General features: G+C 72.4%; 8 protein-coding genes. 6 read left to right on the top strand and 2 right to left on the bottom strand.

The window, feature by feature from the left end; genetic code table 11:
* Positions 1 to 385: 385 nt before the first annotated feature.
* The 6 genes from OV079_RS23435 to OV079_RS23410 all read left to right on the top strand — a co-directional run bounded on the left by OV079_RS23435 (position 386) and on the right by OV079_RS23410 (position 9,439).
* Entirely contained in the window at positions 386 to 2,206 is a 1,821-nt protein-coding gene (locus OV079_RS23435) for an esterase/lipase family protein (protein ID WP_267771086.1), read from the top strand.
* An 840-nt stretch (positions 2,207 to 3,046) separates the two neighbouring features.
* Positions 3,047 to 5,971: a serine/threonine-protein kinase gene (locus OV079_RS23430; protein ID WP_267771085.1), complete on the top strand. Its 2,925-nt coding sequence runs from the start codon at positions 3,047 to 3,049 to the stop codon at positions 5,969 to 5,971.
* 50 nt (positions 5,972 to 6,021) lie between these two features.
* Positions 6,022 to 6,237, top strand: coding sequence for a hypothetical protein (locus OV079_RS23425; RefSeq protein ID WP_267771084.1), 216 nt, complete (start codon positions 6,022 to 6,024; stop codon positions 6,235 to 6,237).
* 70 nt (positions 6,238 to 6,307) lie between these two features.
* Complete coding sequence (locus tag OV079_RS23420) at positions 6,308 to 7,243, top strand: FHA domain-containing protein (protein WP_267771083.1); 936 nt, start codon at positions 6,308 to 6,310, stop codon at positions 7,241 to 7,243.
* Positions 7,244 to 7,378: 135 nt separating this feature from the next.
* Complete coding sequence (locus OV079_RS23415) at positions 7,379 to 7,840, top strand: hypothetical protein (RefSeq protein WP_267771082.1); 462 nt, start codon at positions 7,379 to 7,381, stop codon at positions 7,838 to 7,840.
* A 222-nt stretch (positions 7,841 to 8,062) separates the two neighbouring features.
* On the top strand, positions 8,063 to 9,439 hold the full coding sequence (locus tag OV079_RS23410; RefSeq protein WP_267771081.1) for a hypothetical protein: 1,377 nt from the start codon (positions 8,063 to 8,065) through the stop codon (positions 9,437 to 9,439).
* 63 nt (positions 9,440 to 9,502) lie between these two features.
* Here the strand turns inward: OV079_RS23410 and OV079_RS23405 are convergent, their stop codons facing one another.
* Together OV079_RS23405 and OV079_RS23400 are read right to left on the bottom strand one after the other, a co-directional pair.
* Positions 9,503 to 11,506, bottom strand: a complete 2,004-nt coding sequence (locus OV079_RS23405; RefSeq protein ID WP_267771080.1) for a BRCT domain-containing protein — start codon at positions 11,504 to 11,506, stop codon at positions 9,503 to 9,505.
* Between the two features lie 327 nt (positions 11,507 to 11,833).
* A complete protein-coding gene (locus OV079_RS23400; protein WP_267771079.1) occupies positions 11,834 to 12,451 on the bottom strand; it encodes a hypothetical protein in 618 nt (205 codons plus the stop codon).
* Positions 12,452 to 12,777 lie beyond the last annotated feature (326 nt).

The raw sequence follows: 12,777 nt of genomic DNA, 5'->3' as shown, positions 1-12,777 counted from the left end.
TCGGGTCCTCAGTGTCGCCGAGGGGCGCGAAATCGTCGAATGAACGTCGTTTATCCCGTGCTATCCGGCATCCCCGGAGTCATGTTGCAGCGCAAAAGAAATCGCTTGACCATTCACGGGCCCCGCGACTAACGTCCCCGTCCATCCGGACATTGGGGAGAAGTGTCATGCGGTGTTTGTTGCCCTCGCTGTCGCATCTGTTCATAGCGCTCTCTGGCCTGGGCTTGGTGGCCTCCGCCGGCTGTGCGGACTCGCCTGACGGCGTCGACGAGGTCGACGGCGGGAGCGACACGGACGACGCCGTGCCCATCGTCAGGAGCTTGCTCGATCCGGGGAGGCCGTCCCTGCGCCGTTCGACGGATACTTCGATCCGCCGGCCGACGACGTGTACCAGGACGACTATCGGGTGGTCGGGCAGCTCACGCCGCCGTCGTGGTCGTGGGGGAAGATCGAGCTGCTCGAGGGGCTCCAGGCCTACCGCACCGAGGGCTACAATCTGCGGACGCAGAAAACTCGCTGGCAGGATACCTACGAGGACAGCACCTATCCGCTGCAGACTTACTTCGGCGCGCTGAACCAGCAGCTCGTGGACGGGTTCAACCTCCATTACAAGAGCGCGTGCGCCGGGAAGGTGGGCTCGAAGTCGGCGTCGTCGTGCCCGTCGGTGGGGCCGACCCGGCCGGAGGCCCGCTTCGTGCTGTTGCAGCACGGGCCGAAGACCGGAAAGAGCGCCTGCGATCCCGGGAAGGTGCCCGTGCTGCTCGTGCACGGGGCGCTGCAGAACGGCAACGTGTGGCTCTTGCCCGGCGGGCGCAACGGGAGCGGCGGCGCGTACCCGGGCACCACGCAGAAGACCGGCTTCGTGCAGGCGCTGGAGGCGACCGGCCGGTGCACGTATGCGGTCACCTTCGGCAACTTCCACGGCGACAATTACAGCCAGGCCACCCACGTGGCGAACGCGATCGACCGGATCAAGGTGCTCACCGGGCAGCCGAAGGTCGACGTGATCGCGTGGAGCAAGGGAGTGCTGTCCGTCGATCTCTACGCCGGCGACGTCGCCGCGTGGGACGACTTCGGGCCCAAGCACTTCGAGCGGCTGGCGGCGGAGCAGGCGAAGCGCGTGCCGGCGTTCCGCGAGGACGTGCGCGTCTACGTGCCGCTGTCGGGCCCGCACCTGGGCATCGACCTCAATTTCCGCCATCCGTACGACGATCTGCTGATCTACAGCACCCTCGAGAACGCGCCGATCGGCCAGGGGCCGGTGACGTGGGGGTGGATGAGCGCGCTCCAGTGCGTCAACTGGGGCTACGGCGGGAGCCCGCTGTTCCCCAACCAGTTCGCGCAGTCGGTGTGCGACGGCCGCGGCGGCACGTGGCCGGACTTCTTCTCGCGGATCTACACCTCGAACATCACCGGGCTCGACGCGCAGGGGCGGCCTGTCTCTTCGAGCAGCCTCCAGGCGCTCAACGCGGCGAACGGGGCGAGCCAGTTCAGCTTCGACAAGTACAACCTGGCGATGTGGGGCTCGGTGAACGAGCAGGGGAAGCACGTCTCGGCGTACCTCGGCCAGCTGCAGGCGGCGTACGACCTGCGCCCGTATTACCCGATCCCCGACCGCCAGAGCGACGGGGAGGACTGGTCGGAGCTCGACACCGACGAGACCAAGTGGCGCACGTGGATGTCGTACAAGCTCACGTACATGCTCGGGGGCTACCTCGACGACGACGACGGTCACATCATGTGCCGCGAGACGGCCTTCGATCCGGCCGGCTCGCCCTGCCAGGCGCAGCACGTCTATTACGACGAGAACGCCGACGACTACTGGTGGGGGTACGGGACGTATCGCCTGATGGACGGGATCGGCATCGGGGCCGTGATGGAGATCGGCGGCAACTTCATCGAGCGGCTCCGGCATCACGGCCTCAGCAGCGAGCTCGACTTCCTGTACGTGGTCCACGGCACGACGGGCGGCGCCGGCGCCCCGTTCGAGATCGACGGCATGAGCTGCCCGACCTGCGAGGTGCATGGCGACGGCGTGCTGTTCGATGTCAGCGTGGCGGCCCGCGATCAGCTCACGCAGGGCTGGTCGGGCGCCGACAAGGCCGCGCGCTCGCGGCAGGAGGGCGTGCCCTTCGGGCACCTCGAGGTCGGCGTCACGCCCGCCGTGTGGAACAAGATCATCAGCCAGCTCGACGCGGTGAACTGACCGGCGGGCCTGGGGCGCGCTGTCGCCGGGCTGTCGCGCCCGCTCGACGCTCCGCGCCGCCGGCGCCGGGGCGCGCGGAAGAAGATGTCCTCGAGGACAGCCGGGGAGCTCCACGCCCGCCGGCTCGTCCTCGGGCTCGTCCTCGCTGCGGGACGGCGATGCCGCCTGTCTTCGGCGACGATCGTCACGGATGTCTCATGGGACATCTTCGTCGACGCCGGCGCGCGACGGGGACCGGCGAGGGGTCGAGCATGGCTCGCGCTCGGCCTCGGCGTGGCGGCGCGGCGTCGCTCGGACGGAGGTCGCCGAGGGGCCGCGCCCGGGCGCTGCGCCTGAGCGCGGGCGCTGGGCCGCGGCGCCGCTCGAGCGGAGGTCGCCGAGGGGTCGCGCGCCCGGGCGCTGCGCCTGAGCGCGGGCGCTGGGCCGCGGCGCCGCTCGAGCGGAGGTCGCCGAGGGCCGCGCGCCCGGGCGCTGCGCGTGAGTGCGGGCGCTCGGCCCCGGCGCCAGGGGTGGGAGTCAACGAGAAAGCTGCCGGCAGACCGGGTGCGACCCGGTCTTCTTCTGGGGCCCGGCGGCGGGCGGCTGCACCTGCTTCGCGGCTCAGGGTCCGGGCGCTGCGTCCCGGGGAGGCTCGCCAGGGGCCTTCGTGAGGCCGTGTGACGAGTTTTGCGCGAAACCGCGCGATGGAGTGGGGGGAATGGGCGGCAAGTCCGCCTGTGAGGATGTTTCTCTCGTTCTGATCGGGGTCGGATCACGTAACGGCGTGAATGTTGGTATTGTGATTTCAGCCTCGTGCGCAGTCTCATGCCTTCCCTCGACGCCACCCCGAACTCTGCGCGGATGCGCACGGACCCCGACAGGAGCCGGGATTCGGGGGATTTCGAGGCGATCGGGGGCAGCAGCGAGGGCGGGGACTTCGGGCGGATGTACGTCGACGCCGCGCGCGGGGCGGTCGCCTACGAGGCGGCGACGCGGGCGGTGGAGGCCGAGCTCGAGCCGTTCCGCGCCGGGCGCTACGTGATCATGAAGCACCTGGGGCACGGGGCGATGGGCAACGTGTTCCTCGCCTACGACCCGGACCTCGATCGCAAGGTCGCGGTCAAGATGTTGCGCGAGTCGTCGCGCGCGCTGGTGCCGGCCTCGCTGGTGCGCGAGGCCAAGGCGATGGCGCGGCTGACCCACCCGAACGTGGTCGGCGTGTTCGACGTCGGCGTGTGCGACCGCGGCGTCTACGTCGCCATGGAGCTCGTCGAGGGCGTGACCCTTCGGGCATGGCTCAAAGAACAGGCGCGAGGCTGGCGCGAGGTCCTGGCGCTGTTCGTCCAGGCCGGCAGCGGCCTGGCGGCGGCGCACGAGGCCGGCCTCGTCCACCACGACTTCAAGCCCGACAACGTCCTGGTCGGCGCGCGCGGGCGGGCCATGGTCAGCGACTTCGGCCTGGCGCGCGTGCACGAGGTCGCCAGCGCCGACGTGAGCGGCGAGATCAGCGACGCCGGGACCACGCGGCGCGGCAGCGGCGGGGCCTCGGACGGCAGCTCGACGGTCGCCTCGAGCCGCGGGCCGGTCGGCACCCTCGCGTACATGGCGCCCGAGCGGCTCAAGCTGCAGCCGTCCGACGCCCGCTCCGATCAGTTCAGCTTCTGCGTCGCGCTTTACGAGGGCGTGTACGGCCGGCGGCCGTTCGTCGGCGAGGACGCGGCGGCGCTGCGGCGCGCGCTGCTGCAGGACCGGCCGCAGGACCCGCCGAAGGGCTCGGTGGTGCCGCCCAAGCTGTGGAAGGTGCTGCGCCGCGGGCTCGCGCGCGACCCGGCGGCCCGCTACCCGACCATGGACGCGCTGCTGGCCGAGCTGTCGGCGATCGCCGCCGAGCGGCCGCTGCGGCCGTGGCAGTGGGCGCTGGCGGCCGGCTCGTTCGCGGGTGTCCTGGGGGGCATGTCCTGGTGGGCAGCTCCGGTCGACCGCTGCGGCGCGGCCGGCGAGGCGCTGGCGGCCGCGTGGACGCCCGAGGTGCGCGGCGAGCTGCAGGCCAAGTTCGCCGGCGCGACCGGGCGGTGGGCGCGGGTCGAGTCGGCGCTCGACGACTACGTGACCGGCTGGCAGGTCCGGCGCGAGGCGGTGTGCGCGGGGGCCCGGCGGGCCGACGCGGCGGCCTCGGAGGAGCTGCGGGCGCGGGCGACCTGCCTCGAGCACCCGCGCATGCGCTTCACGGCGCTGGTCGAGCTGCTCGCCAGCTCGTCGCGGGTCGACGTCGACGACGCGGCGCGGGCCGCCGCGCAGCTGCCGGCGCTGGCCGACTGCGACGATCGGCAGATGCTCGCGCTCGGCCTGCGCCCGCCCGACGCGCACGAGCGGCCGCGGGTGACCGCGCTGCGGGTCGGGCTCGAGCGGGCCCGCGTGCGCGAGGTGTCCGGCGAGTACGCGCAGAGCCTGGCGATGGCCGAGGAGGCGGTCGGGGCGGCGCGCGGGCTCGATTACCCGCCGGTGCTGGCCGAGGCGCTGTACCAGCGCGGCCGCGTCGAGCACTACCTCGGGCGCAGCGAGGCCGCGGTGGCCAGCCTCAGCGAGGCGGTCGACCTGGCCGAGGCCAGCCGGCACGAGGTGCTGGTCGCCGAGGTGTGGCAGTACCTGGTCGAGGTCGGCGCGCTGCACTGGCGCTCGGGGCTGCCGGTGCTCGAGTGGGTCCGCCGCGCGCGGGCCAGCGCCGAGCGGCTCGGGCGGCCCGCCGCCGACAGCCGGGCGCGGGCGCTGCAGGCCGAAGGTCTGGTCGCGCGCGGGCGCCAGCAGTCGCGCGCCGCCGAGGTCGCGTTCCGCAAGGCGCTGTCACTTTGGGCCCAGAGCCCCGCCCCCGACGCGGTGGCGATCGCCAAGCTCAAGCTCAACCTCGCCACCGCGCTGGTCGACCAGGGCCGCGGCGACGACGCGGCGGTGCTGTACGTCGAGGCCGAGCAGGGCTTCGTCGCCGCCCTCGGGCCGCGTCACCCGTACGTGCTGGTCGCGCTGTACAACCTCGGCCTGCTCGAGGAGCAGCGCGGCCGCCTCGACGCCGCGCGGGCGGCCTTCGAGCGCGCGCTGGCGGTGGCGCGATATGTCTTCGGGGACAGCCACGGCAAGGTGCTCGAGCTGCACCTCGCGCTGGCCCGGGTCGACCTGTACGAGGGCCTGGCCTCCTCGGCGCTGGCCCACGGCGAGGCTGCGCGGGCGATCTTCGACGCCACCGGCAGCGCCGACGACGGCGTGTTCGCGGTGCTCGGCGAGGCCCACGTGCTGCTCGGCAACTACGCCGAGGCGCTGGCGGCCGCCGAGCGCGAGCTGACCCTGGCCGCCGCGCTGCACGGGCCAGGCGGCGAGGTCGTCGCGCGGGCCCACGCCAAGGCCGGCGAGGCGCTGCTCGGCCTGCACCAGCCCGACGAGGCCGAGGCGCGGTTCGTCCAGGCCCAGGCGCTGCTGTCCCGCATCGACGACGCCGACGGCGACGCCCAGGGCTTCGTGCTCAAGGGCATCGGTCAAGCCCGCCTGATCCGGGGCGACCACGCCGGCGCCGCCCAGGCGCTGCGCCAGGCCTCGGCCGTGTGGGCCAGCGCCGGCAGCGACTTCCGCGAGGTCGCCGACACGCAGTGGTGCCTCGCCGAGGCCCTCGCGGCGCTCGGCGAGACCACGGCCGCGGCCGAGCGCCGCGCCGCCGCCGATCGCTTCTACGCCCGCTTCGGCGAGGCCGGGGCGCGCCGCGCCGCCGAGCTGGCCGGCTGGCTCCGGCCGCCATCCTGAGTTTAGCTAGCCCAAAGAACATGTCCCGAACAACCTGTCTGGAGGTACTTATGTCTCGCACCGTCACTCTCGCTCTCGCCGCCCTCGCCCTCACCGCCGTGTCCGGTTGCGACGAGGTGGTCCAACGCGTCGCCGCGGCCCAGGCAGGGCCGACCACGCTCCGCGACGACGCGGGCTCGATGGAGGGCAACTGCAGCGATTGCGCCACTCGCGCCAAGTTCCGCGCCCGGCCGCCGGCCGGCATCAACGCCCCGCCGTCGCTGTGATCGCGCGCGCAGGTCCGCTGCGCTGTCGTCTGCTGGTACAATCATCGTCCCGCTCGAGAGGAGGCCCGCCGTGTTGCAAGGTCGCTACACCCCGTTTGTCCGTTTTCGCCTCCCTGACGGGCGCACCGCCCAGGTCGCCGCCGGCGGGCTCATCGGCCGCGCGTCGACGGCGGAGCTGCGGATCGAGAGCCCGGAGGTGTCGGAGGCGCACGCGTTCATCAGCATGCGCGGCCGGCATTTGCAGATCCTGTCGCTGCGGCGCTGGATCATCCTCGACGGCGAGCGCAAGTCGTCGATCATCCTCGCGCCGGGCCAGCGGATCCGGCTGTCGCAGAACGTGACGCTCGACGTCGAGGCGGTCGAGCTGCCGGACCGGGTGATGGTGCTGTACGGCGACGGCCAGGAGCTGTGCACCCTCAGCGAGTCGGTCTATTCGATCGTGACAGCGAACGGCGGGCCGTCGCAGACCCCGAGCTACAAGCTGCACCCGGAGTATCTGCCGGGGGCCGAGGCGTACATCTGGGGCACCTCGGACGGCTTCACCCTGCGGGTCGGCGATCGCGAGCCGGTCGAGCTGGCGGCCGGCACGTCGTGGGAGCTGCGCGGGCACCACTTCGCGGTGCAGGCGAGGCCGCTCGGCGACGGGGCGCTCAGCACCCGCAGCATCGGGCAGAACGATCCGCCGCTGACGATCGTCGCCCGCTACGACACGGTCTACGTGCGCATGCCCGGGCGGCCCGAGTGCGTGATCGCGGGCCTCCTGGCGCGGATCGTCAGCGAGCTGGCGACCATCAATCGTCTCGTCTCGTGGGAGGCCGTGGCCCGCGAGATCTGGGGCGACGAGACCGACCGCGGCATCATGCGGCAGAACTGGGACCGCAACCTGCGGCGGCTGCGGGCGCAGCTGCGGGAGGCCGGGATCCGCCCCGACCTGGTGCGGCCCGACGGCAAGGGCAACGTCGAGCTGTACTTGCTGCCGCAGGACACCGTGGTCGACGAGAGCTGAAGCGGGCCCGGTGGCGTGGACAGGTCGCGGTCGACCGCCGAAGGGTCGGTGGTCCGCGGCCGGTGGAGACGACGGGCGGCAGACGCCGGCGCGCGGGCGTCGGCAGGAGAGACCATGGGGATACGGGCGTCGTGGGTGGCACTATCGTTGGTGGCGGCGAGGTGCGACGACGTGTTCTCGAGCGGCGGCGTGGCCACGGCGACGCCGCTGTTCACCAGTATCACCGCCGGCGACCTGCAGGCGCTGGAGCGCGGTGAATCGGTGCTCGTCGCGCTCGACGGCGATTATCCGGTGGTGTTCGAGCTCGACGGTCGCCGCGGCGCCCTCGACTTCGGGCGCATCGACATCGCCACGCCCGAGGCCGGGCTGGTGCCGCTGCAGGTCTGGCTCGAGGCGCTGGTCTCGGCCCGCGGCCTCGGCTTCGCCGAGCTGTCGGGCGGCCGGTTTCGCCTGGCCAACGACCGTGCCGCAGCGTCCCTGGGCATCGCCGTCTCCGGGCAATCGGGGCCGCAGCGCTGCGACGCCGGGCAAATCATCGATATCGACGGTGTGGTCGCGGTGCTGTTCCCGGCCGACGCGTCCTGTCGAGCGTTCTGATTGACTCCATGAAGCGTGTTGTCGGGGACCGCTGAATCCGTCATCGGTCTGCCCGAGCGGACGCTCACGTCAGTGGACGTCCACAGTCGCTGTCTTGGGCGCACGGTTCGGCGCAGGATGCAGCCGCTGTCTTTCAGCAGAAAGCTCGGGTTTTCGGATGCGCTATTTTCGCAATTCTCCGGTTTGTTCCTCCTAGTCGCGCTGTCTGGTTGTTCCGGCGACGTGGTGCAGGGTTCTGACACCGACGGTACGGCGACGGATACGTCCTCGACCACGGAGCAGGACACCTCGACGGGTGTGCCGACGACGACGATGCCGACCACGTCGATCGATCCGACGACGACGACGACGACCACGGTCGACCCGACGGATACGACGACGACGACCACGGGAGAGACCACGGATACGTCGACGACGACGACCACGGGCGAGACGACGGATACGACGACGACGACCACGGGCGAGACCACCGACACGTCGACGACCACCACCGATTCGACGACGACCACCACCGATTCGACGACGACCACCGCCACCGGCGAGACCACCGATACGGACACCGATACGACCGCGCCGGCCAGCTGCGGCGACGGCATCCTCGACGCCGGTGAGGATTGCGACCAGGACAACCTCGGGGGCACGGACTGCGCCAGCCTCGGCTTCGACGGCGGCACTCTGGCGTGCACCGACGGCTGCACCTTCGATACCAGCCTCTGCGTGCTGGAGTCGTGCGGCAACGGTCAGCTCGACGAGAACGAGAGCTGCGACGGGGCCGACCTCGACGGCGAGAGCTGCCAGTCGCAGGGCTTCGCCGGCGGCACCCTGGCCTGCAACGACGCCTGCAACGGCTTCGACGTCGCCGGCTGCACCAGCTGCGGCGACGATCTGAAGCAGGACGGCGAGGCCTGCGACGGGGCCGACCTCGACGGCGAGAGCTGCCAGTCGCAGGGCTTCGGCGGCGGGACGCTGGCCTGCGCGGCCGACTGCGGCGGCTTCGACGTGTCGCAGTGCGACCCGTGCGGCAACGACCAGGTCGACGACGACGAGACCTGCGACGGGGCGGCGCTGGCCAACCAGACCTGCGAGTCGCAGGGCTTCGGCGGCGGGACGCTGGGCTGCAGCGCGACCTGCGACGCGTTCGACACCTCGCAGTGCGACAGCTGCGGCAACGACCAGATCGACGACGGCGAGACCTGCGACGGGGCGGCGCTCGGCGGCGCCACCTGCGAGTCGCTCGGCTTCGACGGCGGCACGCTGGCCTGCGCGGCCGACAGCTGCGGGGCGTTCGACACCTCGGGCTGCATCGGCTGCGGCAACGACAAGCTCGACGGCGACGAGCCGTGCGACGGCAGCGAGCTCGACGGCGAGACCTGCGAGAGCCAGGGCTTCTTCGGCGGCACCCTGGCCTGCACCGAGCAATGCGACGACTTCGACCTGTCGCAGTGCAACGATTGCGGCAACAACCAGATCGACGGCGACGAGACCTGCGACGGCAGCGACCTCGGCGGTGCGACCTGCGAGAGCCAGGGCTTCGCCGGCGGCACCCTGATCTGCGCCACCGGCTGCGGCGCGTTCGACACGACGGCCTGCACCGAGTGAGTGACGCGGTGATCTGAAGTAACGAGGCGACGGGGCGGCGCGTCGTCGCCTCGTGCGCGGCGATCAGAAGCCGGTGCCGGACAGCACCGGCTCGCTGGACGGCAGGCCGAGCGCGGCGGCGTCGTTGCCGACGTGGTGCCACGTCGGCGCCGCGAGGACCTCGGCGCTGGCGAGGCGCTCGCGCAGCTCGGCGGCCGCGTCGATCGGGGCGAGGCGCTTGCTCAGCTCGGACGGGACGAGCTCGCGGCCCGGGATGCCACGGCGCGCCGACTCGTGGTGCGCGAGGACCTGCAGGCCGCCCAGCAAGCCGGTGAGCATGCCGGTGATGGTGTATTGCCAGCGGCAGCGCGACAGCTCGGCGGGGCCGAACTCGTCGCCGGTCTGGGTGAGCGGGCGCGACGCGTGTAGATCGAGGCGGGCGCGATCGGCCGCGTCGCGCAGGTCGAGCACCTGGCGCAGGGCGTCGGCGAACGGCCGCGTGGCGAGCACGCCCGCGGCGCGGCGGGCGTTGCTCGGGAGGGTGCCGACAGGTCCGCCGGCGAAGTGCGCGAGCGGGCCGAGCGCGCGCGCGAGCTCGTCGAAGCGCGCCGACAGATCGGTGACGACGAGCGGCCCTTCGAGCTCGCGCAGGCGCTCGTAGGCGTCGCTGCCGGTCAGCGCCTTCGTCCACTTCTGCGGCAGCCAGGCGACGGTGCCCTCGTCGAGGCGCACGCGCACGAACTCGCGGCCGGTGAACTCGGCGTCGCGCGAGGCCGGGACCTTGTGCAGGCCGAGCGCCTCGCCGCGGCCGCCCTCGGAGAAGTACTCGAACTCGACGCGCGTGCCGGCGACGATCGGGGTGGGGGCGACCGGCTTGGCCCGGAAGCGGGTGACCGCGGCCTCCTCCCTCGCGTACGAGACGTAGCGGTTGGGCCTGAAGCAGCGCGGCCAGTACGGGACAAAGCCGCTGGCCATGGCGGCGCGGAAGTACTCGGGCAGCGACGAGGCGGCGATGACGCCGTCGGCGCCCTCGGCGGCGGAGGCGAACATGATCGAGGCGCTGCGCGGGCCGCTGCCGCGCGGGGCCTTGCGCGCGCGGACCAGCCAGGTGTTGCCCTCGGCGGTGATCGCGTCGAGCAGCATGGCCTCCTCGTCGTCGCCGAAGTTCATGTAGTGCTGGTCGTCGCCGGTGAACTGCGTCCACTGGGTCACCGACGGCACGCGGATGCAGCCCTCGCCGGGCGGCTCGATGAAGCGCCACTCGATGTGAATGCCGTCGATCTCCGCGTAGAGGTCGACGAGGTCCTGCAGGACCCGGAGCGCGCGCAGCTGGTCGAGCTTGGCCTTGCCCGCCTTGCGCCCGAGCTCGGCGACCGTGACCGTGATGTCGGGGCGGGCGCGCAGCTCGTCGAGGAAGGCGCGCAGCTCGGCGACGACGCGGGTCATCTCGGTGGCGTTCGCGGCGTCCTCGGCGGCCTTGCGCGCGAGCTTGTCGTCGGCGCCGGCGAGCAGGCCGCCGCCGATCCCCGCGGCGGTCAGCAGCGCGACCATCTCGGCCTCGGTCATCAGCGCGACGCCGCGGCTGCGCGCCGCCTCGAGCTTCGAGCCGGCGTCGTCGCCGTAGATCAGGATGTCGGTCGACTTGCCGACGCTGCTGCCGACCGTGGCGCCCGCCTCGGCCAGCAGGCGCGCCGCCTCGGCGCGCTTCATCAGGGTGAAGGTGCCGGTCAGCACGACTGTCTTGCCGCCGAGGCCCGGGCAGGCGACCGAGCTCGCGGGGGCGCTCGCAGGGGCGCTCGCGGGGGCGCTCGCGGGGGCGCTCGCGGGGGCTGCAGGGGCGGGGGCCGGCGCCGCGGAGAGCAGCTGCTTGAGGGCCGCCTCGTCGCGGACCTCGACGCCGAGAGCGCGCGCCTTGGCCAGCTTCGAGCCGGCGCGCTCGCCGACGAAGAGCACGTGCGTCGCCTTGGTGACGCCGGAGCCGATCGTGACGCCGAGCCGGGCCAGCGCGGCCTCGGCCTCGGCGCGGTCGAGGTCGCTGAACTTGCCGGTGAGCACCACGGTCTTGCCGATCAGGTCCTGAGCCTTCATCCCGGCGACCTTCGCACGAAGCGCGAGCGCGCGGAAGCAAGCCCCGGAGCGCGCGGTTTCACGCGGGCGAGGCGGACCGTGGCGGTTCGGTCCGCGAGGTCACGATTTCGCCGCTCCATCCATTCCAGGCGGTGGCGATGGACCGCATGTCCACGCTCATTCGTGATTGGCCCTCGCGGCCGTGACCCGAGAAGATCCGTTCGAGGGGGACCGTGCGTGCCCGTCGAGCGGTCTTCTCCAGGACCCGGAGCACTCGCTCGCGGGTGTCGGGGCCCTGACACGAGATCGCGTGCATGTCCTGCAGGACATGCCCGATCGGTCATGGCCTCAGGGCGCGGCGCCGGTGACGATCCATTCTTCGATCAGGGCGATGAACTCGGGGCTGAGCGGCGGGCCGCCGAGCGGCATCTGCGACGGGGTGCCCGAGTAGGGCGGGTCGCCGGCCACGCCCTCGATCTTGGCCAGCAGGTACGAGTCGACCGGCTCGCCGGGCGCGACGCGGTTGAAGCTCGGCGCCTCGGTCGAGGCGACGCCGACCAGGTTCATGTACGAGTCGACCCCGTCGGTCATGGTCAGGCCGCCGGCGCCCTGGGTGTGACAGTCGCAGTTCGGCGCGATCACGTTCGGGTAGATGACTTCGGCCCAGCTGATGCCGGCGCCGGTGGTCGCGTCGGTCATGGTTTCGGTGTCGGTGTCGGTGCCCGTGCCCACCGAGGTGCCGGGCTCGGTCGTGCTGGCGTCGGTGGTCCCGGGGACGGTCGCGTTCGTCGTCGATTCGCCGGTCGAGCCGGTCGAGTCGCCGGTCGTCGGTGTCCCGGGGACGTCGGTGGTCTCGGCGGTCGCGCTGCCGGTCGAGCTGGTCGTGTCGCTGGCGGTGGTCTTGCCGTCGTCCCCGCACGCGGCGGCCACGGAGCAGAGGAGGAACAGGCGGAGCGTGCGGGTCATGAGCGTCCGACGCTAGCACAGCCGCGCTCGCGGGATATGCAGCGCGCGCCAGGGTCACGCTCGCGCTCGGCGTGCGCCGCGGATTCGAACCGCCGCGGCCCGGCGGACGCAGACGCGGATCGGCGACGAGCTCGGCGTCCGCGAGCATCGGCGCGCGTACAGGCGCGCGACGGTCCGAGCGGCATGAGCCCATGCCCGGGCGGGCGCTGCCGGACCATGCACGCGCGCCACATCGACGTGGTTTTTTCGATCGCGCTCCGCGATCCGGATCGACAGGTTGCGATCCTCGCCCGCGGCGGAGCTCCGGCCGCGAGGACCTCCCGAGG

The sequence above is a fragment of the Nannocystis pusilla genome, from assembly GCF_026626665.1.
Classification (GTDB): domain Bacteria; phylum Myxococcota_A; class Polyangia; order Nannocystales; family Nannocystaceae; genus Nannocystis; species Nannocystis pusilla.
The sequence above is the reverse complement of the archived record's forward strand: the minus strand, read 5'-3'. Positions and strand labels throughout refer to the sequence as shown.

Excerpts from the sequence above, each read along its gene's own strand:
- OV079_RS23430 (WP_267771085.1), top strand. The coding sequence starts at position 3,047 with ATGCGCACGGACCCCGACAGGAGCCGGGATTCGGGGGATTTCGAGGCG.
- OV079_RS23425 (WP_267771084.1), top strand. The coding sequence starts at position 6,022 with ATGTCTCGCACCGTCACTCTCGCTCTCGCCGCCCTCGCCCTCACCGCC.
- OV079_RS23405 (WP_267771080.1), bottom strand. The coding sequence starts at position 11,506 with ATGAAGGCTCAGGACCTGATCGGCAAGACCGTGGTGCTCACCGGCAAG.
- OV079_RS23400 (WP_267771079.1), bottom strand. The coding sequence starts at position 12,451 with ATGACCCGCACGCTCCGCCTGTTCCTCCTCTGCTCCGTGGCCGCCGCG.